26 protein-coding genes are annotated in these 24,043 nt (G+C 63.5%); 16 read left to right on the top strand and 10 right to left on the bottom strand.

Features of this window, described 5'->3' with window-relative positions:
• Positions 1 to 11 precede the first annotated feature (11 nt).
• The 3 genes from AC04SF_RS15895 to AC04SF_RS15885 all read left to right on the top strand — a co-directional run bounded on the left by AC04SF_RS15895 (position 12) and on the right by AC04SF_RS15885 (position 2,019).
• The gene (locus AC04SF_RS15895; RefSeq protein ID WP_096451733.1) at positions 12 to 797 is read left to right on the top strand and encodes a DUF1223 domain-containing protein; all 786 of its coding nucleotides are present in this window, start codon (positions 12 to 14) and stop codon (positions 795 to 797) included.
• A 264-nt stretch (positions 798 to 1,061) separates the two neighbouring features.
• The gene (locus AC04SF_RS15890) at positions 1,062 to 1,163 is read left to right on the top strand and encodes a hypothetical protein (protein WP_488478578.1); all 102 of its coding nucleotides are present in this window, start codon (positions 1,062 to 1,064) and stop codon (positions 1,161 to 1,163) included.
• 469 nt (positions 1,164 to 1,632) lie between these two features.
• The gene (locus tag AC04SF_RS15885; RefSeq protein WP_488478577.1) at positions 1,633 to 2,019 is read left to right on the top strand and encodes a DUF2794 domain-containing protein; all 387 of its coding nucleotides are present in this window, start codon (positions 1,633 to 1,635) and stop codon (positions 2,017 to 2,019) included.
• A gap of 198 nt (positions 2,020 to 2,217) precedes the next feature.
• Here the strand turns inward: AC04SF_RS15885 and AC04SF_RS15880 are convergent, their stop codons facing one another.
• The 4 genes from AC04SF_RS15880 to AC04SF_RS15865 all read right to left on the bottom strand — a co-directional run bounded on the left by AC04SF_RS15880 (position 2,218) and on the right by AC04SF_RS15865 (position 7,165).
• Complete coding sequence (locus tag AC04SF_RS15880) at positions 2,218 to 2,799, bottom strand: GNAT family N-acetyltransferase (RefSeq protein WP_488478576.1); 582 nt, start codon at positions 2,797 to 2,799, stop codon at positions 2,218 to 2,220.
• 119 nt (positions 2,800 to 2,918) lie between these two features.
• Positions 2,919 to 3,692: a Bax inhibitor-1/YccA family protein gene (locus AC04SF_RS15875; protein ID WP_488478575.1), complete on the bottom strand. Its 774-nt coding sequence runs from the start codon at positions 3,690 to 3,692 to the stop codon at positions 2,919 to 2,921.
• A gap of 228 nt (positions 3,693 to 3,920) precedes the next feature.
• Complete coding sequence (locus tag AC04SF_RS15870; RefSeq protein ID WP_488478574.1) at positions 3,921 to 6,470, bottom strand: ABC transporter permease; 2,550 nt, start codon at positions 6,468 to 6,470, stop codon at positions 3,921 to 3,923.
• Complete coding sequence (locus AC04SF_RS15865; protein WP_488478573.1) at positions 6,470 to 7,165, bottom strand: ABC transporter ATP-binding protein; 696 nt, start codon at positions 7,163 to 7,165, stop codon at positions 6,470 to 6,472. Before AC04SF_RS15865 ends, AC04SF_RS15870 begins: the two co-directional genes overlap by 1 nt.
• An 88-nt stretch (positions 7,166 to 7,253) precedes the next feature.
• On the opposite strand from AC04SF_RS15865, the gene AC04SF_RS15860 reads away from it, so the two are divergent.
• On the top strand, positions 7,254 to 7,898 hold the full coding sequence (locus AC04SF_RS15860; RefSeq protein WP_488478572.1) for an arylesterase: 645 nt from the start codon (positions 7,254 to 7,256) through the stop codon (positions 7,896 to 7,898).
• A 127-nt stretch (positions 7,899 to 8,025) separates the two neighbouring features.
• Positions 8,026 to 8,622, top strand: coding sequence for an RNA 2',3'-cyclic phosphodiesterase (gene thpR / locus AC04SF_RS15855; RefSeq protein ID WP_488478571.1), 597 nt, complete (start codon positions 8,026 to 8,028; stop codon positions 8,620 to 8,622).
• On the opposite strand, the gene AC04SF_RS15850 is transcribed toward thpR, so the two are convergent.
• Positions 8,526 to 9,032, bottom strand: coding sequence for a low molecular weight protein-tyrosine-phosphatase (locus AC04SF_RS15850; RefSeq protein ID WP_488478570.1), 507 nt, complete (start codon positions 9,030 to 9,032; stop codon positions 8,526 to 8,528). The two genes, thpR and AC04SF_RS15850, sit on opposite strands and share 97 nt — an antisense overlap.
• 104 nt (positions 9,033 to 9,136) lie before the next feature.
• Between AC04SF_RS15850 and AC04SF_RS15845 the strand changes: the two genes are divergently transcribed.
• From AC04SF_RS15845 to AC04SF_RS15835, 3 genes are all read left to right on the top strand, one after another.
• On the top strand, positions 9,137 to 9,433 hold the full coding sequence (locus AC04SF_RS15845) for a 4a-hydroxytetrahydrobiopterin dehydratase (RefSeq protein ID WP_488478569.1): 297 nt from the start codon (positions 9,137 to 9,139) through the stop codon (positions 9,431 to 9,433).
• A 120-nt stretch (positions 9,434 to 9,553) separates the two neighbouring features.
• Entirely contained in the window at positions 9,554 to 9,916 is a 363-nt protein-coding gene (locus AC04SF_RS15840) for a YkvA family protein (RefSeq protein ID WP_096451749.1), read from the top strand.
• A 273-nt stretch (positions 9,917 to 10,189) separates the two neighbouring features.
• On the top strand, positions 10,190 to 10,693 hold the full coding sequence (locus tag AC04SF_RS15835) for an invasion associated locus B family protein (RefSeq protein ID WP_096451751.1): 504 nt from the start codon (positions 10,190 to 10,192) through the stop codon (positions 10,691 to 10,693).
• 56 nt (positions 10,694 to 10,749) lie between these two features.
• On the opposite strand, the gene AC04SF_RS15830 is transcribed toward AC04SF_RS15835, so the two are convergent.
• Complete coding sequence (locus AC04SF_RS15830) at positions 10,750 to 12,003, bottom strand: chloride channel protein (protein WP_488478619.1); 1,254 nt, start codon at positions 12,001 to 12,003, stop codon at positions 10,750 to 10,752.
• 359 nt (positions 12,004 to 12,362) lie between these two features.
• Positions 12,363 to 12,662, bottom strand: a complete 300-nt coding sequence (locus AC04SF_RS15825) for a hypothetical protein (protein WP_488478568.1) — start codon at positions 12,660 to 12,662, stop codon at positions 12,363 to 12,365.
• 362 nt (positions 12,663 to 13,024) lie between these two features.
• Between AC04SF_RS15825 and rlmN the strand changes: the two genes are divergently transcribed.
• Genes rlmN through AC04SF_RS15810 form a run of 3 tightly spaced genes read left to right on the top strand, consistent with a single transcriptional unit; the run spans position 13,025 to position 15,182 of the window.
• Positions 13,025 to 14,257 carry a dual-specificity RNA methyltransferase RlmN gene (gene rlmN / locus AC04SF_RS15820; protein WP_488478567.1) on the top strand — a complete coding sequence of 411 codons (1,233 nt, stop codon included), beginning with the start codon at positions 13,025 to 13,027 and terminating at the stop codon, positions 14,255 to 14,257.
• Positions 14,254 to 14,700, top strand: coding sequence for a hypothetical protein (locus tag AC04SF_RS15815; protein WP_488478566.1), 447 nt, complete (start codon positions 14,254 to 14,256; stop codon positions 14,698 to 14,700). The genes rlmN and AC04SF_RS15815 overlap by 4 nt, the downstream gene beginning before the upstream one ends.
• Complete coding sequence (locus AC04SF_RS15810) at positions 14,700 to 15,182, top strand: hypothetical protein (protein ID WP_488478565.1); 483 nt, start codon at positions 14,700 to 14,702, stop codon at positions 15,180 to 15,182. Before AC04SF_RS15815 ends, AC04SF_RS15810 begins: the two co-directional genes overlap by 1 nt.
• On the opposite strand, the gene AC04SF_RS15805 is transcribed toward AC04SF_RS15810, so the two are convergent.
• Both AC04SF_RS15805 and AC04SF_RS15800 read right to left on the bottom strand, forming a co-directional pair.
• Entirely contained in the window at positions 15,154 to 15,795 is a 642-nt protein-coding gene (locus AC04SF_RS15805; protein ID WP_488478564.1) for a LysE family translocator, read from the bottom strand. The genes AC04SF_RS15810 and AC04SF_RS15805 overlap by 29 nt on opposite strands.
• A gap of 159 nt (positions 15,796 to 15,954) precedes the next feature.
• Positions 15,955 to 18,033 carry a putative bifunctional diguanylate cyclase/phosphodiesterase gene (locus AC04SF_RS15800; RefSeq protein WP_488478563.1) on the bottom strand — a complete coding sequence of 693 codons (2,079 nt, stop codon included), beginning with the start codon at positions 18,031 to 18,033 and terminating at the stop codon, positions 15,955 to 15,957.
• Positions 18,034 to 18,338: 305 nt separating this feature from the next.
• Between AC04SF_RS15800 and AC04SF_RS15795 the strand changes: the two genes are divergently transcribed.
• From AC04SF_RS15795 to AC04SF_RS15785, 3 genes are all read left to right on the top strand, one after another.
• A complete protein-coding gene (locus tag AC04SF_RS15795; protein WP_488478562.1) occupies positions 18,339 to 19,562 on the top strand; it encodes an argininosuccinate synthase in 1,224 nt (407 codons plus the stop codon).
• 172 nt (positions 19,563 to 19,734) lie between these two features.
• Positions 19,735 to 20,319 carry a hypothetical protein gene (locus AC04SF_RS15790; protein ID WP_488478561.1) on the top strand — a complete coding sequence of 195 codons (585 nt, stop codon included), beginning with the start codon at positions 19,735 to 19,737 and terminating at the stop codon, positions 20,317 to 20,319.
• Positions 20,320 to 20,380: 61 nt separating this feature from the next.
• On the top strand, positions 20,381 to 20,872 hold the full coding sequence (locus tag AC04SF_RS15785; protein WP_488478618.1) for a hypothetical protein: 492 nt from the start codon (positions 20,381 to 20,383) through the stop codon (positions 20,870 to 20,872).
• A 300-nt stretch (positions 20,873 to 21,172) separates the two neighbouring features.
• Here AC04SF_RS15785 and AC04SF_RS15780 read toward each other — a convergent pair whose 3' ends face one another.
• Positions 21,173 to 21,970 (bottom strand): lytic murein transglycosylase, encoded by a 798-nt coding sequence (locus AC04SF_RS15780; RefSeq protein ID WP_096458158.1) that lies wholly within the window; start codon positions 21,968 to 21,970, stop codon positions 21,173 to 21,175.
• Between the two features lie 296 nt (positions 21,971 to 22,266).
• Here AC04SF_RS15780 and AC04SF_RS15775 point away from each other — a divergent pair, with 296 nt between their 5' ends.
• Entirely contained in the window at positions 22,267 to 23,364 is a 1,098-nt protein-coding gene (locus AC04SF_RS15775) for a zinc-binding metallopeptidase family protein (protein WP_488478560.1), read from the top strand.
• A gap of 64 nt (positions 23,365 to 23,428) precedes the next feature.
• Positions 23,429 to 24,034, top strand: a complete 606-nt coding sequence (locus AC04SF_RS15770) for a DUF1236 domain-containing protein (protein WP_488478559.1) — start codon at positions 23,429 to 23,431, stop codon at positions 24,032 to 24,034.
• Positions 24,035 to 24,043 lie beyond the last annotated feature (9 nt).

The raw sequence follows: 24,043 nt of genomic DNA, 5'->3' as shown, positions 1-24,043 counted from the left end.
CGGGAATTGGAATGGTCATGGCCTGGCGAAGATCACTTTGGCTGGCAGCCTTTGCGCTGGCCTTCTCGGCTTTTGCCGGTGCCGGCCATGCCGCCGAGTCCGAAAGAATCCAGGCCGAAAAATCCCAGCCCGACAAGCCGCTCGGCGTGGTCGAACTGTTCACCAGCCAGGGCTGCAGTTCCTGTCCGCCCGCCGATGCCTTCTTCGCCGAACTTGCCACCAAGGAAGACATTGTCGCGCTCTCCTATCACGTCGACTATTGGGACTATCTCGGCTGGAAGGACACGCTGAGCCGCAAGGAAAACACCGAACGGCAATATGACTACATGCGCGCCTTCGGCAGCCGCTCCGTCTATACGCCGCAGGCGGTCCTCAATGGCCGCGTCCACGTCAACGGCGCCAATCGCGGCGAGGTCGACGGCGCGCTCGCCCGCATGGCCAGAGGCGGCGAAGGCATTCGGGTCCCTATCAAGGTCAGCCGCACCAGCGACCGCGTCATCATCGATGCCGGCGATGCCGGCGCCGGCCCCAACGACGCCCATGTCGTCATCGTCTATTTCGATGCGCCACAGACGGTCAAAATCGCCCAAGGCGAGAACTCCGGCCGCAAGATGACCTACTGGAACGCGGTGACCGGCATCCAGACCGCCGGCATGTGGCACGGCAAGGCGCAACGCTATGAATTGCCGTTGAGCGAGATCACCAAGAAGGGCGGCTGCGCCGTGCTTTTGCAGTCGGTCGGCAAGGACGGCATGCCGGGCCCCATCCTCGGCGCCGCCTTCATCCACAAGCCGTAACGCCTCTTCCTTCTCCCCTTGTGGGGTCCGAAGGACGGGGCGAGACCCGCGGCTCGCCCCCGGGTGGTGGATCGGCGCGATAGCGCCGGGACGGATGAGGGGTGCTGGACGGATCGCAACGTCGAACTAATCTTGCGCAATGCCGCATCAGCCAGTTCCACCAGCCATACGTCGCTTCGCTCGCTCACTTCGGCGCGACAAGCCAACACGCTGAATCAGCGTACGACGACACTGTTAGTGCGGAACTGAAAGCGAGGCTTTCGTGTGTTGCGTTTTTGGAACGACGCCGTGCTGAAGGATTTGAACGGCGTTTGCGCCACCATCATCGCCTACGTACAGGATCTCAACCTGCAACCGTGGCGGTGATCGAACGCCGGCGTCAAGCTGGAACACCCCTCATCCGTCTCGGCGCTGCGCGCCGATCCACCTTCTCCCACACGGGGAGAAGGAAAAAGGCCAACAAAAAACCGACGTCAGCTTGCTTCTGACGCCGGTCATTTAGGTTTTGGGATCGTCGCACCCGATTCTTCCGAGGAAAAACCGAGGTTGGTTCGATCCGACGCAGACCCGTGGGCGGGGGGCTTGGGGTTTACGAGCCGGTGCCGGACCGAACCGTCTCAGGCAACGCTGGTAAATTCGTCGGACATTGGGGCAGGAGCGCGGATAAAAAAAGGCAGAAATGTGGCGAAGCATCACCAATTCCAACATGCGTTTCGCAAACGTGACTGGACGTAACGGAAAAGGCGCGCCGCTGCAGTCGCTTCGCCGGCTCTTGCAATTGCGGCGCGAAGGGGCCAATTTTGGTTGGCAAAGATTCATTTTGAAGGATCGAGGCATGACTGACGACAGCGGCGGGACGGGGGATGGTGACGCATCCGCAATATTGATCCCGCTGCACGAGGCGCGCAACGCACGCCTCGACCAGCCGGTGCGCTTCGACCGGCGTGAACTGGACCAGATCCTCAGGCTCTACGGACGCATGGTCGCCGCCAATGAATGGCGCGACTACGCCATCGATCATCTGACCGACAGGGCGGTGTTTTCCGTCTTCCGCCGCGCCAGCGAAGTACCGCTGTTCCAGATCGTCAAGGATCCGAAACTGGCCCGCAAGCAGGGCGCCTTCGCCGTCATCGCCGCCGGCGGCCGCATCCTCAAACGCGGCCAGGAGCTTGGCCGCGTGCTTGGCGTCTTCGACAGCAAGCTGGGGGTGGTTGAGGCGTGAAGGGGAACTGGGGAATTGAGGAACTGAGGAATTGAGGAACTGAGGAACCGAGGAACCGAGGAACCGAAGAACCGAGGAACCGAACAACCGAAGAACCGAAGAACCGAAGAACCGAAGAACCGAAGAACCGAAGAACCGAGGAATTGAGGAGGAACTGAGGAACTTGGCGCTAAACGCCTGATATTAAATCATTTTTTTTCAGTTCCTCAATTCCTCTTCCCCCCGAAACTTCCGCTCCGGCAAAGAGGCCGGATCGGGCGGCAATGACGCACCGCCATTCAGCGACAGCTGCATGAACACCGTGTCCAGCCAGCGCCCGTGTTTGTAGCCGGAGCCTTCGAGCCGGCCGGAATGACGAAAGCCGAGCTTTTCGTGCAGCTTGACCGAGGCGCTGTCGGTATGGCCGTCGCCGATCACCGCGATGATCTGGCGGAAGCCCGCCGCCTCGGCCGCCGCGATCAGGCTCTGCATCAGCATGAGGCCGACGCCCTGGCCCTTGGCTTCAGGCGCGACATAGACCGAATCCTCGACGATGAAGCGATAGGCCGGGCGCGGCCGGAAGGCGCCGGCATAGGCATAGCCGAGCACGGCGCCATCCTTTTCCGCCACCAGATAGGGGAAGCCGCCGGCCGTGAGCGTGTCGAATCGCGTGCCCATCTCTGCGCGGCTGGGCGGCTCCAGCTCGTAGCTCGCCGTGCCATGCGTCACCGCGTCGGCATAGATTTCGGTGATGGTGTCGAGGTCGGCGGCATTGGCCGCCCGAATCACGATATTGCTCATTCTTTATGCAAGCCTTCCATGTGCCTGCGATAACAGCAAAGACCGGCGCAAAAGAAAAGGGCGGCCGTTGGGCCGCCCTTTCCAAACACGATGGTCCAGTCAGACCATGATGCGAACCCTTAGCGGCGGTCGCCCATGAACTGCAGCAGGAACATGAACAGGTTGATGAAGTCGAGATAGAGCGTCAGCGCGCCCATGATGGCCTTGCGGCCGGCGACATCCGAAGCGTCGCCCTCGAAATACATCTCCTTGATCTTCTGCGTGTCATAGGCGGTGAGGCCGGCGAAGATCAGCACTCCGATCGCCGAAACCGCGAAGGACAGCGCCGACGACTGCAGGAAGATGTTAATCACCATCGCTATGATCAGGCCGAACAGGCCCATGATCAGGAACGAGCCCATCGCCGTCAGGTCACGCTTGGTCGTGTAGCCGAACAGCGACAGCGCGCCGAAGGAGGCCGCGGTGGCGAAGAAAGTCTGCGAAATGCTGGCCGAGGTGTAGACCAGGAAGATCGACGACAGCGACAGGCCGACGAGGCCGGCATAGACCCAGAACGTGGTCTGCGCGGCAGCGACGTTCATCGACTGGATCCTGAACGACAGGAAGAACACGGCGGCCAGCGGCGCCAGCATCACCACCCAACGCAGGGGCGACCCGAAGATCGCAACGCCGAAGGAGGTCAGCATCTCGCCGCTCGGCAGCGTTGCGACAGCCGAGGCCGGATCGGTGGTGGTGGCCAGCATGATCGTGCCGATGGCGGCAAGGCCGGTGATGAGGAGGCCAAGCCCCATCAGATTGTACACCTTGATCATATAGGCGCGCAGACCCTGATCGATGTCGGCGCGGACGCCGGGCACCGCCGACGTCTGATAGTTGCGAATGGGATCAGCCATTGGAATCCTCTATTGCTTCTGCCCCGTCCGGTGTCGGGCCTCTTGCGGACCCAGGCGCCGCTGGCAGGGCTCCAGCATGCCTGTGGCGAAATATGATGGTTATTCGCGTCAAGAACAAGACCGTAACCGGATGTAACGGTTCGTGAGAGGCCGAAAGGCCGATTCCCGGGCTTTCCAACCGGCATCCTTACCAAGATTTAATCCGGGATGGCCGCTCCGGCCCTGGAATTACAGGTCGCGCAGCACCGGTGCAGCCTTGTGGCCGAGCACCCGCCAGGTGCCGGCAAGACCGATGCCGACCGTAATCACCAGCGCAAAGACGATGGTCGCCACCGCCACCTGCGGCATGAAATGCGACGGCAGGGTCATGATGCGGGCGACAATGTACCAGGCCGCGATGCCGCCGGCCGCCAGCGCGAAGATGGCGGTGGCCAGTCCGATCAGCATGTACTCGAGAGAGAATGCCGTGATCAGCGTTCTCCTCGTGGCGCCAAGCGTCTTCAGCACCACCGCGTCATGGATGCGCGCCCGGTTGCCGGCGGCGAGCGCGCCGGCCAGCACCAGCACCGAAGCGATCAGCGCCACGCCGGCCGCCGCCCGGATCGCCGTGCCGAGTTGGCCGACCAGCCGGTTGACGACATCGAGCGCGTCCTTGACCCGCACCGTCGTCACCGCCGGAAAGGCGCGGGTGACGGCATTGAGGATGCGCGCGTCGTCGGCCGCCGTCGCGCTCTTTTCGGTCAGCGTCGCCATCCAGCCATGCGGGGCGCCGGTGAATGTGTTGGGCGAGAACACCATGACGAAATTGATGCCCATCGTTTCCCATTGGACCTGGCGGAAATTGGCGATCCTGGCCGTCACATTGCGGCCGAGCACATTGACGGTGACGCTGTCGCCAAGCTTCAGCCCGATTTCCTTGCCTTCTTGCGCCGAGAACGAAACCAGCGGCTCGCCGGTATAATTGTCCGGCCACCATTTGCCCTCCGTCAGCGTCGCGTTTTCCGGCTGCCTGGCATCATAGGTCAGGCCGCGATCGCCTTTCAGCACCCAGGCGCCTTCGGCCGGCACCTTGACCTTGTCGACATCGACGCCGTTGAGCGCCATCACCCGGCCGCGCAGCATCGGCACCTTGGCCAGCGTCCCCTTTGGCGCCTCCTTGCCGATCAATGCGGAGAACGCATCAACATCGCTGCCCTGGATGTCGACGAAGAAGAAGTTCGGCGCCCGCTCCGGCAGGCTGCCGGAGATCTGCTGCCTGAGATTGCCGTCGATCAGTGCCAGCGTAACCAGCAGCGTCAGCCCGAGCCCCAGCGACAGCACCACCGACGGCGTCAGGGCGCCCGGCCGGTGGATGTTGCCGACGGCGAGCCTGAGCGCCACGAAGCGCACGCGCGGGCTTTTCCTTGCCGCCCATTGCACCAGCGCGCCGACCAGCCGCAGCACCAGGAAGGCGAAGATGGTGGCGCCGACGAAGATCGAGGCGATGCGCTGGTCGCCCGAAAACAGGATGGCGAGTGCCGCCAGAATGAGCGCAATGCCGATGGCCGATGCGACATAGACGGGGCGCGGCAGACCACGGCCCTCCAGCCCCATCTCCCGGAACAGTGCTGTCGCCGGCACGTCGCGGGCGCGGCCGAGCGGCAAAAGCGCGAAGGCCAGCGTCACCAGCAGGCCGAACAGCGCCGCCATGGCGAGAGCGCCGGGATAGAAGCCGCCCTCCGCTGGCACCGGGATGACGGACTGAAGTGCGGCACTCGCCACAAACGGCATCAGCGCGCCGAGCACGAGACCGAGCACGATGCCGAGGGCGGCGATGATCAGGATCTGCACGAGATAGACAGCAAAGACGAAGCCGCCGGAAGCGCCGAGGCTCTTGAAGGTGGCGATAACGCCGCGCTTGCCGTCGAGATAGGCGCGCACCGCATTGGCGACGCCGACCCCGCCGACCACCAGCGCCGTCAGCCCAACCAGCGTCAGGAATTGCGAGAAGCGTTCGATGTTGGATGAGAGCGCCGGGGCTGCATTGCTTCGCGTGCGGATCGACCAGCCGGCCTCGGGAAAATCTTTCGCCGCCTGGTCCTGGATGGCCTTGAGCCGCGCCTCGTCGGCGCCGGCGGGCAGCCGGACCTTGTAGGCATTTTCGACCAGGCTGCCCGGCTGCACGAGTCCGGTCGCCGCCAGTGCCTCGGTCGAGATCATCAGCCTTGGCGCGAAGCCGAAACCGTCGGACACGGCATCCGGCTCGGTGACCAACCTGGCGCGCAGTTCGAAGGTCGCGGTGCCGAGCTTCAGCCGGTCGCCGAGCTTGAGATGCAGCCGTTCGAACAACAGATCGGGCGCCGCCGCGCCGAAAACACCGAATTCTTCGCCGAACAGTTCCTGCTTCGACAGCTTCGGTTCGGTTTCCAGCGCGCCATAGAGCGGATAGGCCTCTTCGACCGCCTTGGCCTCGACCAGCGCCTGGTCCGAGCCGTCGGCAAGCCGCGCCATCGAGCGCATGCTGGCGGTGCGCGAAACGGTGCCCAGCCCGTCGAGGAAACCGCGCTCGGCCTGGCTGGCGTCACGCTGATTGATCTGGAAGCGGAGGTCGCCGCCAAGCAGCGTCTGGCCCTGGTCGGCGACGCCGGCACTGATCGAACGGGCAACCGAATTGACGCCGCCGATCGCCGCGACGCCGAGTGCGATGCAGGCGAGGAAGATCAGGAAGCCGGACAGGCCGCCGCGCATCTCGCGCAGCGAAAAGCGAACCGCGAGTTTCAGCATCCGTGCCAGCGGCATCAGGCGGTGACCTTCAAGGGCGCCGGCGCCTCGATCCGGCCGGAGCGCATCGACACCTGGCGCGAGCAGCGCGCCGCGAGTGCTGGATCGTGGGTGACCAGCACCAGCGTCATGCCGCGCTCGGCCGCCTTGGCGAACAAAAGGTCCGCGACCTGCCGCCCCGTCGCCTGGTCGAGATTGCCGGTCGGTTCGTCGGCGATGAGGATGCGCGGCGACGGCGCCAGCGCCCGGGCGATCGCCACGCGCTGCTGCTCACCGCCGGAAAGTTCGCCGGGATAATGGGTGACGCGGTCGCTCAGGCCGACCGCCGCCAGCTCGCGCGCAGCCACCGAAAACGGATCGGCATGGCCGGCCAACTCCAGCGGCACCGCGACATTTTCGAGCGCCGTCATGTTGGGGATGAGGTGGAAGGACTGGAACACAATGCCAATGTTTCGGCCACGAAACGAAGCTATCTGGTCCTCGCTTTTGCCGTTGAGCAGCTCGCCGGCGATTCGTACCGTACCCGAATCGACCCGTTCCAAGCCTGCCAGCACCATCAGCAAGGTCGACTTGCCTGATCCCGAAGGACCGACGATGCCGGTCGCCTCGCCGCGCGCCACCTCAAGGCTGACGCCCTTCAGCACATGCACGGACGAAGCGCCTTCGCCGAGCGTCAAGGATACGTCTTTCAGCGCGATGACGGCTTCTGTCAAAATGAAAGCGTCCTATATCAGGGATGAAGGCTCTGGTTGCCGGAAGCCGTCGCCCGGAAGAATGTTTTTGTCATATGGGGCCTGCCGCATGTCTTTCAAACGCCAGATAGCCGCAGGGCTGATCCTTTTCCTCGCCCTTTGCGGCGCCATTTCGTCGGCTCGGGCCGAGCCCTTCAAGATCGTCGGCTTCGGTGACAGCCTGATGGCGGGCTTCGGCCTCGGGCCCGGCGAGGGTTTTACCGACAAGCTCCAGGCAGCCCTGCGCGCCAAGGGCCATGACGTGACCGTCGCCAATGCCGGCGTTTCCGGCGACACCACGAGCGGCGGCCTGGCGCGGCTCGACTGGTCGGTGCCGGACGGCACTCAGTTGGTCATCCTCGAACTCGGCGCCAACGACATGCTGCGCGGCGTCTCGCCCGATATCACCAGGAAGAACCTCGACGAGATGCTGGGCAAGCTCAAAAAGCGCAAGATCGCCGTGCTGCTTGCAGGCATGCGCGCCGCGCCCAATCTCGGCGCCGACTATCAAAACGCCTTCGACGCCATCTTTCCGAATCTGGCAAAGACATACGACGTTCCGCTCTATCCGTTCTTCCTCGATGGCGTCGCCGGCCAGCCCGGCCTGCGGCTCGAGGACGGCCTGCACCCGAACGCCAAGGGGGTCGACCAGATGGTCGAGCGCATCCTGCCGACGGTCGAGAAGGCCATCGCGGCGACGCCCGGAGGTTCGTGAGGCCGGATAAAATGCCTTCCCTAGCGGAAACTTTTAACAAAGCGTGTGACCAATAAACCTCTTGCTCCGTTTGACTATCGATGATTCGCTAGGGATGACAGTTCGATTCGAGGAAGGGAGGCTCTTCATGCCGCGTCTTTTCACCGCCCTCGAAATTCCGCGTGACGCCGCCCTTTCGCTGTCCCTGCTCCGGGGCGGCCTGCCCGGGGCCCGCTGGATCGATGTCGAAAACTACCATCTGACGCTGCGCTTCATCGGCGATGTCCCCGGCCACGTCGCCGACGAGATCGCCAACGCGCTCGACCGGGTCCACCGCCCCTCCTTCTCGCTGACCTTGTCAGGCGTCGGTGCTTTCGGCCAGAAAAAGCCGCACGCTGTCTGGGCCGGCGCCTCCGCCTCGCCCGATCTGGCAGCGCTTCAGGGCGAGATCGAGCGCATCTGCCAGCGGCTCGGCATTCCCGCCGATCCGCGCAAGTTCATGCCGCATGTCACCCTTGCGCGGCTGCGCAATTCGACCCCGCTGGATGTCGCGCAATACCTGTCGGCGCGCGGCAATTTCTCGACGCTACCCTTCCGCATCGGCCGCTTCGTCCTGATGTCGTCGCGCGATTCGGTTGGCGGCGGCCCCTATATCGTTGAGGAAGCCTGGCCGCTGTCGGGCACCGACGCCCGCGCCGCCAGCCGTGTCGCCAGCGCCTCCGACGCTTCGCGGATCATGCGGTAAACCTCGGCAAAAGCCTCCGGGCCGTCATAATAGGGATCGGGCACGTCGCGCGCCTGCCCGTGCGCGAACTCCAGGAACAGCTGCACCCGGTCCCGCGCGGGCGCCAGCGCTTTGAGATCGGCGACGTTCGAGCGGTCCATGCCGAGGATCAGGTCGAAACGCGAGAAATCCTCCGGCCTGACCTTGCGTGCCCTCTGCCCGGAAATGTCGATGCCGTGACGCAGGGCAATCGCGATCGAGCGTGGATCAGGGGGTGAGCCGACCTCCCATCCGCTGGTGGCGGCAGAGTCCAGTAGCATGTCGCGCCCGCGTTCCGCCAACACGGTGCGAAACACGCCTTCGGCCAATGGCGAGCGGCAGATGTTGCCGAGGCAGACGAAGAGTATGGAATTTATCGGCTTTATGCTCATTCGATATGCGCCGTTTGTGCATTTGGAACCCCAAAACCGCAAAGCACTTTTGGGCAACTTGCATTATGGTGAGGGTCAAATTCGAGATAGCACGGGAAATCATCATGACGAGAGAAAAACTCAGCAAGGATGCCATCGACGCCGCCCTTGCCGAACTCGGCGGCTGGTCGCTGGCCACGGACGGTGCCTCGATCAGGCGCAGCTTCGTGTTCAAGAATTTTTCCGAAGCCTTCGCCTTCATGACCCGCGTCGCGCTGGCAGCCGAAAAGATGGACCATCACCCCGACTGGTCAAACGTCTACAAGACCGTGGACGTGACGCTGAACACCCATGACGTCGGCGGCGTCACGGCGCTCGACATCGCGCTGGCCAAGAAGATGAACCGCTATTTCGGCGACTGAGTGTACGCTTGGCCGTGAGCGGCGATCCAAATTGGCACCCGCATCTTGCAGCCGGGTTCACCTTTCACCACATTTTGCCTCGCGAGGTATGCGCCAGGACGCGCACGCAAGGAGTGATTGATGGCGCAACAACCCGGTTTTGATTTCTTCGGCTTTGGCGACAAGCTCGGTGGCGAAAGCGAAGTGCGCGAGAAATTCTGGCGCACGGCGAAAAAGGCCGCGCGGCAGATCCCGTTCATGGAAGAGGTCGTCGCCGCTTACTACTGCGCCATGGACAAGAACACGCCGCTGCGCGCCAAGGGCATATTGGTGGCGGCACTCGGCTATTTCGTCCTGCCCTTTGACCTCATCCCCGACTTCATCTTCGGCCTCGGTTTCACCGACGACATCGCCGTGCTGACCGCCGCGATCACCGCCGTCAGCGCCCACATCACGCCGGCGCATCGGCAGGCCGCCAAGGACGCCATCGCCGACAAGGGCTGAGCACCTTCAAATGGCGCGCGCCCTGTGAACAGAGGCGCTTGGAGGCCAGCTGAAAAGTCAAACTCTTGCCGCTTTCGTGGCCTCCAAGTCGCCGAAGGGACGTTGCGCCGGCCGCTGAAGAGGCGGTGGCGCGGGAATGGCGGCGGTTTCCTGGGGTGAGCGTCCTTTTGTTGAGGGAAATTCACCGTTTGGTAACCCAGATTAAATCAAAATGAAGCGACGGCAGGACGCCATGCGGCCCGCCTCCGCACCATTTGGAATACGGGAAAGACAATGCGCGGATTGATAGCACTCGTTTCGAGCCTGGTCCTGGCGGCCTCGGCGGCGCCGGCACTGGCGCAGCAGGCGACCAAGATCGGCCAGCACAATGCCTGGGGCACTTACAGCTACCAGGCATCGGGCGGCAAGGTCTGCTACGTGCTCACCGTGCCGACCGACAAGCAGCCGCCGACGCTCGACCATGGCGACATGTTCTTCTTCGTCAGCCAGCGGCCCGGCCAGCAGGTGTCCTACGAGCCGCAATTCATCGCCGGCTACAATTTCCAGGAAGGCTCCAAGGCCACCGTCACCATCGACAAGAAGTCCTTCTCGATGTTCACGAAAGGCAAGTCGGCCTGGGTCGAGAACGCCGCCGAGGAACCGGTGCTGATCGCCGCCATGAAGACCGGCACCGACATGAAGGTGACGGCGAAGTCCGGCCGCGGCAATCCCACCTCCTATGTCTTCTCGCTGAAGGGCATTTCGGCCGCGCTGTCGTCGATCGCCAAGTGCAAGTAGGCGAAACTTCGCTCTGAAACCAAAAGGCCGGGCCGCAAAGTCCGGCCTCTTGCTTTTCAGCCGTGGCCCGATTCTGGCGCTGCCTCCGCTCGCCGCCGCCGGATCGCCTCCGCGATGAACACCCGCGACAGCGCGTGATAGAGCGGCTCGTGCGAGATCATGCGTGCGGTGCCGTAGCCCAGCATCGAGGCCAGCATCAGCGCGATGACATTGTCGTGATTGCCGGTCATCTCCAGGATGATGACGAAAGCCGTCATCGGCGCCTGCACGACGCCGGCGAAATAGCCCGCCATGCCGAGCAGCGCGGCGGCACCCGCGCTGGCGCCGAACAGCAGGCCGAGCGAACTGCCGATGCCGGCGCCGACCGCGAGCGATGGTGCGAAAATGCCGCCGGGAATGCCGGAAACCATCGACAGCAGCCCAGCGAGGAATTTTTCCACGAAGAAGAACCATGGCAGCGGCGTGCCCTCGACGGCGCCGCGCGCCTGCGCATAGCCGGTGCCGAAGGTCAGCCCGCCCGAGACAATGCCGATCACCGCCACGCCAAGCCCGCAGACAGCAGCCACCAGCAGCGCACGCGCCAAGGGCTGCTGCGTGCGCCACCGCCGGATCCGCCGCGTGGTCTTCAGCGCCAGCAGCGAGAACAGCGCGCCGAAGCCGCCGCCGATGATGCCGCAGCCGAGCACCAGCGGCCAGTCGCCGCCAAAGGCGATTGTCTCCTTCGAGACGCCGAAATAGGTGTAGTTGCCGAGCAGCCCGAGCGAGGCGAGGCCGGCCAGGATCACCGCCGTCAGCACCAGCCCGTTGGTGCGCGCCTCGTAGGTGCGGCCCATCTCCTCGATGGCGAAGACGATGCCGGCCAGCGGCGTGTTGAAGGCGGCGGCAACGCCGGCGGCTGAGCCGGCCAGGATCAGGCCCCGCGCCTGCGCCATGCCGCCCCAGCGCGCCGCCTGCAGCATCAGCGAGGCGCCGACCTGCACGGTCGGGCCCTCGCGGCCGATCGAAGCGCCGCAGAACAGGCCGACGACGGTGAGCGCGATCTTGCCCGCCGCCAGCCGCAGCGACAGAAGGTGGCTGCGATCAGCGTCGTCACGCAAATGGCGCGCGGCGATCGCCTGCGGAATGCCGCTGCCTTGCGAGCCCGGGAAAAAGGCGTGGGCGAGCCACGCGCACAGCACGAAACCCAGCGGCGTGACCATGAGCGGCAGATAGAAGCGCCGGCCGCCGCCGTCGCCGATCATCATGTGGAACAGCGCCTGCGCCTTGTCGGCCAGCACCGCGAACAGCACGCTGATGACGCCGATCGACAGCGCGCCGGCTCAGAACACCAGCCGCGGCTGCCAGACGCGCCGTGAGCCCAGCATGGCGCGCGAACGCCGCAGCATGGGGTATTTTCGCGATGTGCCGGCCATGTCCGTCCTCGTAATCGAAGCCCAGCCCTAGCATGGACGTGACGTCGATCAGGCCTGTCGGATCAAGCCGCTGTCACACGATCCCTTGAAGGAGGAGCACCCGCCAAACGTCTGCGGTCGCAGTTGTTGAAGATGCGCGGGCTGTTTGGAGGCTGTTCCTGGACGCGACCCGAGGGCTTGCGCCAGCGGCAGTGATCTGCGCGCAGAATGCTCCCGCCGGCTCTTCCAGGCGGGAGCGGTCTCTACAGATCCAGGTTTCACATGGCCATTTTTTCACATTCGGCCTGGGCCTTCTTGGTCGACGTATCGATCATGTAGGCTTTGCCCTTGGCATCGGTGATCATCATCATGCAATGCTTGATCGGCTTTGCCATCTTCATCATCTCTGCGCCCATCTTTGCGTCCGGCATCATGGTGCCCATGTGTCCATCGGGCATGATTGCCATCACCTCCCCGCCTTTCATCATGGTCATTGTGCCCATTGCGTCTTCGGCAAAGGCCTGCGGGGCGGACAAGCCGACGAGGCCGGCAATGACAGCGAGCTTGATCGAGTTCATTCTGCGTACTCCCATTTTGCAAGGGCGTGGTTGCCCCCTTCAGCCTTCGAAGGCGGCAAGGGAATCGTTACGTCAACACGACTATGTGATCGGCTCCCGCGTGGCGGGAAGATTGGGCGCAAGGCTGCCAGTCGGTCGTAGCGGGCTGTTGTCGTGCGACAAACTGGTTGGTCCGATGAACTCTCGGTTCAAACGCCAGAGACCGTCTGTCGATCAGGACATTCGCGATCGAAACATTGCCGGCCCACTCGGGGTTGTGTTCGCCACCGCATGACTCCGCCCTCAACCTGTGCTATGCGCCGCGCTTCAGTTCCCGGCACGATGGATGAAATCGGCCGCAAACAGCTTATATCAGTGCGACCATGACCCTTTCCTTTGACCTCACCACTGAGGGTGCCCGCGACGCGTTGCGCGCCCGCGCCACGCCCGAGAAGCCGTCGCTTATCGGCCTGACCCGCGCCGAGCTCGCGGAGGCGCTGGTCGCGTCCGGCATCGTGCCGGAGCGCCAGGCAAAGATGCGTGCGCAGCAGCTCTGGCATTGGATGTATGTGCGCGGCGTCTCCGACTTTGCCGGCATGTTCAACATCTCCAAGGATCTGCGCGCCGAGCTCGACAGGCATTTTACCGTCGCCCGGCCCGAAATCGTCGAGGAGCAGATTTCTTCCGACGGTACCCGCAAATGGCTGTTCCGCTTTCCGCCGCGCGGCGCTGGCCGGCCGGTGGAGATCGAGACCGTCTATATTCCCGAGGAAGGCCGCGGCACGCTCTGTATCTCCTCGCAGGTCGGCTGCACGCTGACCTGCTCGTTCTGCCACACCGGCACGCAGAAACTGGTGCGCAACCTGACCGCCGAGGAAATACTGGCGCAATTGCTCACAGCCCGCGACCGGCTCGGCGATTTCCCCGACCGCGACACGCCGGACGGTGCCATCGTCCCGGCCGAGGGCCGCAAGGTGTCCAACATCGTCATGATGGGCATGGGCGAGCCGCTCTATAATTTCGAGGCGGTGAAGAAGGCGCTGCTGATCGCGTCCGACGGCGACGGGCTTTCCTTGTCGAAAAGACGTATCACGCTGTCGACCTCCGGCGTCGTGCCCGAGATTTTCCGCACTGGCGAGGAAATCGGCGTCATGCTGGCGATCTCGCTGCACGCCACCAATGACGATCTGCGCGACCTCCTGGTGCCGATCAACAAGAAGTATCCGCTGAAGGAACTGATCGCCGCCTGCCGCGCCTATCCCGGCCTGTCGAACGCCAAGCGCATCACTTTCGAATATGTAATGCTGAAGGACGTCAACGATTCCATCGAGGACGCCAAGGGCCTGATCAAGCTGCTCAAGGGCATTCCGGCCAAGATCAATCTGATCCCGTTCAACCCGTGGCCGGGCACCAACTACCAGTGCTCGGACTGGGAGACGATCGAGAAATTCGCCGATTACATCAACAATGCCGGCTATGCCTCGCCGATCCGCACCCCGCGCGGCCGCGACATCCTCGCAGCCTGCGGCCAGCTGAAGTCGGACTCCGAGCGCATGCGAAAAGTGGACCGGCTGGCGCTGGAAGCCATGATGATCGCGGGGCACGGCGAGGCGTGAGCCGTCTCGTCGCCGGACTCAAACGCATCGCCATCATAGCAGTCGGTTATATCGCCGGCGTGCTGACCTCTATCCTGGTGCCTGTGCTGTTGATCACGCTTCTGGAAGGGATCGAATATGGCAACTGGTCCATGGTTTTCACCTTCGACTGGCTGGGTTCCTTCCCGCTCGCCGTGCTGACCGTGGCACTCTGCGCGCTGCTGATCGTCGGCCCGGCGATCCTGGTCGCCGAATGGCTTTCGCTGCGGGGATGGTTCTATTTCGCGGTCACGGGGGCGATCACCTCGATCGCCTTTGGCGTTCTTGTCCCGGGCTCGGCCGGAGGGTTTGTTTTCAATCCGGGATTTCTCGGCTTTCTGGCCACGGCCGGCACCGTCGCCGGTTCGGTCTACTGGCTCCTGGCTGGGCGCAGGTCAGGCCGTCTTGTGAGGCGAGACCCCTGATGGGCCGCTTCGTTTCCTATCTCGTGCGCTTTGCCATGATCCTGTTCGGTTATGCCGTCGCCTCGCTGGCGGCGAGCGCCTTCCTCAACGTCCTGTTCCTGGCCTCGCTCGGCTACACGCCTGACCACACGCACCCGACGGCGACGGCTTCGCTGTATTTCTCGATTCCCTTCGTCGCCCTGTTCGTCGCTTATTTCGCCTTCATGCCTTCGGTGATCGTCATCCTGCTTGCCGAAATCCTCGGCCGGCGCGACTGGCTGTACTATGCGCTGGCGGGCGCGGTGGTGGCGGCCGTCTTCCTCGGCCTGGTCGACCACGCCCAAGAGTCCACCTTCGCGGTCACCGACACCAGCGCCATCATGGCGGTGATCGGCGCCGGCATGGTCGGCGGCATCTTCTACTGGCTGAGCGCCGGGCGCTGGGCCGGAAGCTGGTGGAAAGAAGACAACGCTTCTACTTCGCCTGGGCCGTCAGGATCTTGAGCGCGAAGGCCGAGAACACGCCGGCGAAGAGATAGTCGACAACCCGCGTGACGCGCGGGCTGGCCTTCATCGCCGCGGAAAATTTCTCCGCCGCCAGCACCATCGGCGCCGTCACCGGGATCGACAGCACGATGAACATCGAGCCCAGGAAGAACAGCTTTCCCGGCGCGTGCGGATCATGCGCGGAGACGAACTGCGGCAGGAAGGTCATGAAGAACAGGATGATCTTCGGGTTGAGCAAATTGACGCCGAGCCCCGCCACCCAGCTGCGCAACAGCGAGATTTGCGGACCCGTCTTCTTTTCCGGCGAAAACGCCGAGCCCTTGGCGATCGCCTGCCACGCCAGGAAGACGAGATAGCCGGCGCCAAAGATCTTCAGCACGAAGAAGGCCATCGGCGAGGCGACGATCAGCGCCGAGACGCCGACCACCACCAACGTGGTGTGGATCAGTGTGCCGCACAGCGCGCCCGCCATCGAAGCAAAGCCGGTGGCACGCCCCTGGCTCAGCGTGCGCGAGACGAACAAGGTCATGTCAGGCCCGGGCGTGATCGCCAGGATGACCGTGGCGATGGCGAACTGGATCAGCGTGGCGGTGTCGGGAATGAAGGACATGGAGGGCTCCGGGGAACGCGCGAGCCTATACAGGATGTGCTGCGTCGGCGCCAGATGAAGCGGTGATCCAGCTCCGCAATCGCTTAGGCAACTGCTGGTTCCACTTAGGGCAGAGACCCCTCATTGTCGAAGTCGTCAAGAGCGGGCGAGACAAGCGCGTCAGCTGGCGGCAGCCAGCACCCTGACAGGTCCCTCGAGGGCGGGTGGACCATCCTGGGGGTCGAGCCCCGCGATCAACAAGATCTGATCGATCGGCTTGGGGCGGCCGAGGAAATAGCCTTGCGCTTCGTTGCAGCCTTCGACCTGCAGGATGGTGAGCTGGACGTGGGTCTCGACGCCTTCGGCGAGCACGGGAATGTCGAGGCTGCGCCCCAACGTCAGCACGGCGCGGATGATTGCCTTGGCCTGCGGACTGCGCTCGACATCGGCCATGAAGGAGCGGTCGAGCTTGATCTTGTCGAACGGGAACGAGCGCAGCGTGTCGAGCGAGGAATAGCCTGTGCCGAAATCGTCGATCGCGATCGTCACGCCCAGCGCCTTGATCTGGCGCAGCACGTGAAGCGTGCGAACCTTGTCGGCGACGATCGTCGATTCGGTCAACTCAAGCTCGAGACGCTTCGGCGACAGGCCGGTCTCGATCAGGATCTGATGGACGAGCGTGGCGAGATCGGCATGGGCGAACTGCACCGGCGACAGATTGACCGCGATCTTGTGACCATTGTCCCAGGAGGCCGCCTGGCGGCATGCGGTGCGCAGCACCCACTCGCCGATCGCCAGGATGGAGCCGTTCTCCTCGGCGATCGGAATGAATTCGGCGGGCGGGACCATGCCATGCACGGGGTGAGTCCAGCGCAGCAACGCCTCATAGCCGCAGGTGGCGCCGGTCTGAACCGAGGTCTGCACCTGATAGTGCAGCGAGAGTTCGCCGCGGTCGATCGCCTGGCGAAGGTCGGTGGCGAGTGCCCGGCGCGCCCGCGCCGTCTCGTCCATGACCGATTCGTAGAAGCAGACGGCCCGCGTCACGTCGTTCTTGGCCCGGTACATGGCCAGGTCCGCGTTGCTGACCAGCCTCTCCCGGTCGGCCCCGTCGCGCGGAAAGACGGCGACGCCGATGCTGGCGCCGGTGACGGTCTCGAAATCGTCGATCCGCAACGGTTCGAACAAGGATTTTTCCAGCCGCGACACCAGGCCGAGCAGCTCGTTCTGGTCCTTGAAGCGCTTGATGGCGGCAAATTCGTCGCCGCCGAGCCGGGCGACGAACTCGCCGTCGCCGGCCAGTTTCGCCAGCCTGCGGGCAATGATCTTGAGCGCCTGGTCGCCGGCCGCGTGTCCCCTGAGGTCGTTGATTTCCTTGAAGCGGTCGAGATCGATGACGATGACGGCGGTCATCGTCTCCTCACCTTCGCGCGCCCGCTCGATCTCATGGTCGAGGCGGTCGTTGAAGGAGACCCGGTTGGCAAGGCCGGTCAGCGAGTCGTTCAGCGCCAGATGCTGCAGCCGCTCGAAACTCTCGAGCCGGCCACGCTCGTCGATCAAATAGCTGGCGAAGCCGGTGGCCGCGACGATCAGGCCGACGACCGCAACCGCGACGGCCATCGCTTCGAGAATATCGGGATTGGTGCCCGTGGTGATGAAGGAGAGCGGCGTCACCGCCACCGCCGCCATCGCCGTGAAATGCAGGCCGACGATCGCCAGCACCAGAAGCCCGATGCCGAGATAGTGCGACCACCGGTGCGGCCTGCGCACTGCCTGGCCGATCGCCACGGCGGAGAATGCCATCGCGATCAGCACCGAAGCGACGACATAGCGGGCGTCCCATTCGACGATGCCGGCCACGTGATAGGCCATCATGCCGGTATAGTGCATTGCCGAGATCGCCAGGCCGACGGCACAGCCGCCCCATTCCGGCGCCAGCCCGCGGCCTTTGTCGAGCGCGAGGCCGAAGCCCGCCCCGGCTCCGACCATGGCGATGACCAGGGAGATCATGGTGAGCGCCGGATCGAAGGTGATCGGCGCGCCGGGCTGATAGGCCAGCATGGCGATGAAATGCGTGCACCAGACCGAGGAGCCGGCGGCGACCGCGGTCAGGAACAGCCATCCCCGCATCTGCACGCCGACAGTTTTCCTGGCGCGGTCGAGGAGGCCGATCGTCACCCAGCAGCCGGTGACGCACATCAGCGCCGCCAGCAGGACGAGCCACAGATTATGCTCCGTCACGATGCAGGAAATAACGCGCATCAAGAATGGTCCAAGCCTGAGGACACCCGCAATGAGCAGGCAAAAGCTGCATCGGCCGGTTGCATGGTCGCCGCAGCTCTGTCTCACTGGTTTAGCGGCAGGACATGAAAACTTGCTTAAATCCTGGGCAAAAATGCAGCCCATGATTGTAGCAGGTTGTTTCCGTGGGGCATGATCACCGCCCGTCCAGGCTGGATCAGCAGTCTGGCGCCGCGCGTGCTTGCTCGCTTTGCCGTTCCTGCTAAAAGGCGCTCCGACAAGCCGTGACGCCCATGCCCCTGGCGTCCGCCATCGACGGAGCAGAAATGTCCAAGACCAAAGACGTCAAAAAGGTCGTGCTCGCCTATTCCGGCGGTCTCGACACATCCATCATTCTGAAATGGCTGCAGACCGAACTCGGTGCCGAAGTCGTCACCTTCACCGCCGATCTCGGCCAGGGCGGCGAGCTGGAGCCGGCGCGCCAGAAAGCCGAGATGATGGGCATCAGGGACATCCGCATCGTCGATGTGCGCGAGGAATTCGTTGCCGACTTCGTCTTCCCGATGTTCCGCGCCAACACCGTCTATGAAGGCACCTATCTGCTGGGAACCTCGATCGCGCGGCCGCTGATCTCCAAGCACCTCGTCGAGATCGCCAAGGAGACCGGCGCCGACGCGATTGCCCACGGCGCCACCGGCAAGGGCAACGACCAGGTCCGCTTCGAACTGTCGGCCTATGCGCTGAACCCCGACATCAAGGTCATCGCGCCGTGGCGCGACTGGTCGTTCAAGTCGCGCACCGACCTGATCAACTTCGCCGAGCAGCACCAGATCCCGGTGGCCAAGGACAAGAGGGGCGAGGCGCCGTTCTCGGTCGACGCCAACCTTCTGCACTCCTCTTCCGAGGGCAAAGTGCTGGAAGACCCGTGGAGCGAGCCGCCGGAATTCGTCCATCAGCGCACCGTCTCGCCGATGGACGCGCCGGACAAGGTCACCGAGATCGAGATCGAGTTCCTGAAGGGCGATCCGATCGCGCTCAACGGCAAGAAGCTGTCGCCGGCGACCATGCTGGCCGCGCTCAACGATCTCGGCCGCGACAATGGCATCGGCCGGCTCGACCTGGTCGAGAACCGCTTCGTCGGCATGAAGTCGCGCGGCGTCTACGAAACGCCCGGCGGCGCCATCCTGATCGTGGCGCACCGCGCCATCGAATCGATCACGCTCGACCGTGGTGCCGCGCATCTCAAGGACGAGTTCATGCCGCGCTACGCCGAGCTCATCTACAACGGCTTCTGGTTCTCGCCCGAGCGCCTGATGCTGCAGGCGATGATCGACAAGAGCCAGGAAGACGTCGAAGGCACGGTGCGGCTGAAACTCTACAAGGGCAACGTCATGGTCACCGGCCGCAAGTCGAAAAAGACCCTCTATTCCGACGCGCTGGTCACCTTCGAGGACGATCGCGGCGCCTACGACCAGAAGGACGCCGCCGGCTTCATCCGCCTCAATGCGCTGAGGCTGCGCACGCTGGCCGCACGCAACCGCAAGGGCTGATATCCAGACAGCAGCCAAACGCTATCAATCATACCTAAGAAACCCGACGGAGACGTCGGGTTTTTATTTGGGTCTTCTAATATAAGAAAAATGAAGGCGCCCGAACTCGGTTCCTGTTTGACCTTTTGGCGGCATCATCTAAGTTCACTTGTGGGTTTAGGGGGGTTTGACAGTGAAGAATAGTATTTCTCTTCTGCTTGGCGTGGTCGTCGTCTTGGTGGTGTGCCAGTCCTCGCAGGCAGGCGCGAAGCGTGACCCGAAGGCGGATATGAACGAATGTATCGCCTCCGCCCGCACGCGGGACCTTACGTTCAAGCATGACATGGCCTTGTTCATGGGCGTCTCGCAGGAGCGCATGCCGGCTTTGTTTTGCCAGCGCCTCGCCGACGGGATACGCAGCGGCCGCATCAGCTATTCCGACATAAACAACCTGCAGCTCGACCAGCCGACCGAGATCTGGATGGTTCTCAAGGGCAAGCCGAAAGCGGCTGCGCCCACGCAAGCCCAGGCGCCGCGGTCGCCCAACTTCCGTGACTGCAGCGGTATTGACGGCACTTTTCAGGTTCCCGCTTCCCAGAAATGCCCGTTGAGCGGCTGGGCGCAAAATTCCGGAGTCCCGACGGCCATCGAAGGCAAGCGAAGGGCGGTTACCCCGCCGCCACAAAACCCCAGATTCCGTAACTGCAGCGGTATTGACGGCACTTTTCAGGTTCCCGCTTCCCAGAAATGCCCGTTGAGCGGCTACGCGCATTATTGAGAGTCATGTGCCCAGGGGCTCGGCCACTCATAGAATCGGTTTCCTGCCGGCGTTGGCTGTCCTGGCGAGTTTGGTTGTTGCCAAAGCCGACGACTATGATCCCGCCTCGCTCGACCTTGCCGCGCTGATCGAGTGCAGGGCCGACCTGTCGGCTTATACTGGCTATGCCCTTTGGCTGGCCGGTGATCCCGGCGCGGCGAGCACGCTTGGCTGGAAAGAGGTCCCGTCAGGCAATGCCTTCCTGCGGCAGTATCAACTGCCCGCCCCTGCCCATGTCTTCGGCCGCGAGACGGAGACAATCGTCTTCACCGCGTCAGGGCCGATGGCGGTGCTTGAGGGCATTGCCGCGCCCGACCTCGCCCGGCAGCTCGACGTCCCGGCAATGGTCTCGTCGCCGGATAAATTCCTTGGCGAGAAGGTCGTGGCCGAAAGCATCGAGGACAGCGGCGGCGTCAGTCTTGCCACGCGCATCACGCTCAATGTCTCGACCGTCGATTCCCATCCCGGCAAGACGCTGGCCGGCTGCTCCTACGCGATTGACGTTGGCGATTAGCGGGCAACATCAATGACTTCGTCATCCTATGGCGGAGCAAGGAGCGAAGCGACGCGGCGCAGACCATAGGAACCATGCCGCGACTTCGAAGCGTCGCTACGGTGCAGAATTCTGCTCCGCTGCACGCTTCGATTAACGTCGCGGAATGGATCCCAGGGTCTCCGCGACGGAGCTTCGCTCCTGCTACGCCCAGGGATGACGACGTTGGGGAGGCTTCGATCTATCCCGGACATCAGCAATGCTCCCATCAACAAAAAGCCCGGCGCATGGCCGGGGCTTTTCGTCGAACAGAGGGTACAATCAGCCGCCGTCGATCGCGTCGGCGATACGGGCGATCGCCTGCTGATAGACGCTTGCGGAATTCCAGCCGGCAATCGCGCCCATATTCGCGCTCGCGCTCGCGCCGGCCCGCCAGCCATGGCCCTTGAGGAAGTTGGCGGTGGAAGCCAGCGCTGTCGCCTTGTCGCGCAGATTTCCGCTGCCGACTGCATATTTCAAGACATTTCCAGGCAGGAACTGCGTATGGCCAACCTCGCCATGCATGGCGCCGACCGACGAGGCGGTCAACGCGCCACGATCGACCAGCTTAAGGGCGGCGATGGCATGCGGGTGAAAATAGTCCGGGCGGCGGCAATCATAGGCAAGCGTCAAAATGGCGGAGACCGTATTCTGGTTGCCCATGGAAGCACCGAAGCCGGTCTCCATGCCCCAGATGGCAAGCAGCACACCCGGCGACACGCCGTAGTTCTGTTCGATCTGGCTGAACAGCGCCGCGTTCGACTTCTTCAGCGCACGGCCCTTGGAAATGATCGCGGCCCCGCCACGACGCTTCATGAAATCGTCCACCGAGCCGCTGAAGGCCTTGTGGATGGCGCGGTCGGCCGAGATCGTCCTGGTTGCATAGGTGGCGCCGGCCAGTGCGGCCAGCCCCTTCGAACCGACACCTTCGGACTTGGCGTCCGCGGCAAAATCCTGTTTCCAGGCATCGAAGCCGGCACCGGTCTTGCCGCAACTAGGCGCCGCCTGTGCACCCGCCGCCAGCCCAAGCACAGCCACCACCGCTGCCGCTAAAATCCTACCCTTGGCAAGAAATGCCATGTTGTTCTCCTGGTTGCCTGATTTACGTCCCATCTGCGAATTTGCCAGCGAAACGCGCATTTGTCACCGTCTGCGCCGCAATGCTGGCGAATGCCGGGGAATTTGCCTACGATCAAGTGATTATTGTGGCGGGGTCGAAATAGCCATGAGACCTGCGGCGGCGAAGAGGTCGCAAGACAGGTCGCCACCCAGCTTGCGGCGAAATAGCTTCGAGACATGCGGAACGCCGGCCGACGATTGGCGTTAGGCACTGCCGCCGCACACTTATATGCTGGCTCTGATGGTTTGAGACCGACATGAAACTCTTCGACTGCCCGCATTGCGGCCACCGTCTCTACTTCGAGAACGCGCAGTGCCTGAATTGCTCAAGCCTCGTGCTTTACGATCCCGAACATGCCCGCTTTGCCCTGTCGGGTGTCGACGGAATCTTCCAGTGCACCAATGCCGATGAATGCGCCTGCAACTGGATGGCCGAACCGGGACATGGGTTTTGCCGTGCCTGCGGGCTGAACCAGCTGATCCCCGATCTCTCCGTCGACGGCAACCGCCGCCGCTGGATCCGGGTCGAGGCGGCGAAGAAGCGCGCCATCTATTCGCTGCTCGCCTTTGGCCTGCCGGTGGCGCCCAAGCAGAACTCGACGGACGAGGTGGGCCTCGCCTTCGACTTCCTCGCCGACCCGATCGGCGGCGGCCCTGGCGGCGAACGCATCCTCACCGGCCATGACAATGGCCTGATCACGCTCAATGTCGCCGAGGCCGATTCCGCCGAGCGCGAAAAGCGCCGCATCGAGATGGGGGAGAATTATCGAACGCTGCTCGGCCATTTCCGCCACGAACTCGGCCATTACTATTGGGACCGCCTGATCCGCGACAATCCGCAAAGGCTGGACGCCTTCCGCGCTCTGTTTGGCGACGACCGCGCCGATTACGAACAGGCGCTGAAGGCCTATTACGCCAATGGTGCTGCGCCCGACTGGCAGCAAAACCACATCTCGGCCTATGCCACCTCGCACCCTTGGGAGGACTGGGCCGAGACCTGGGCCCACCATCTGCACATCACCGACACGCTGGAGATGGTCCATGCGCTGAACTTTCCGCTTGGCCGGCTGGAGACGGTGGAAGCCAACGAGTTGCCCAGAGGCGACACCGGCGGCGAACTGCAGGCCGCCCCTTCGGAGCCCGCCAACGCACCCGAGCCGTTCGAAAAGATTCTTGCCCGCTGGCTGGTGCTGTCGGAGGCTTCCAACTCGATCAACCGCTGCATGGGCCTGCCCGACCTCTATCCCTTCGTCATTTCGGACGTGACGGCGCGAAAACTGGCCTTCGTTCACGAGCTTTTGACCGGCCTGCCGAAAGACGCGCGAACAAATCGTGAGTTGGCGCCGGCGTTTTAGCCGGAACGCATGCGCCGCTGCCCCGTTCTCACCCCCGAGGGACCATGAAAACGGAGAGAAAACCATGAAATCCCTAGTGTTTCCCGCAATCGCCGGGATGATAACCGTGATGTCGGGTGCCGCTTTTGCCGACACCGCCGTCTCGGCCGTCACCGATCTCAACGTGCGCGCCGGCCCTGGGCCGCAATATCCTGTCATCGGCGTGCTCGCCGCCGGCCAGTCGGCGACGCTCAATGGCTGCATCGAAAACAGCAAATGGTGCACCATCGCCGAAGCCGGCGGCCAGGGCTGGGTCTACTCCGACTATGTGACGGCCGATTTCAGCGGCAGCCGGGTGATCCTGACGCAGCGCCCGCACGGCTCCAGCGTGGCCATCGTCTCGCCGCCGGAAGACATCGGCAACACGTCGACCGACTATACCGGCGCGATCATCGGCGGCGAGCCGGCAGAAGGTGATTTTCCCCCGCCTCCGGCCGAAGTCCGCACCTATGTCGATACGCATCGCCTCGACCCCGTCTATCTCGACGGCGAGGTGGTGACCGGCGCGACCTTGCCCGACACTGTCGAGCTGCGCGAAATTCCCGACTACAACTACCGCTATGTCTATGTGAACGGTCAGCCGGCGCTGATCGATCCGCAGACGCGGCGCATCATGTACGTGGTGCGTTGATGCCGCAAG

This window comes from Mesorhizobium sp. CNPSo 4671, assembly GCF_057784245.1.
Note: the sequence above shows the minus strand (reverse complement) of the source record. Positions and strands in the feature narration are given on the sequence as shown.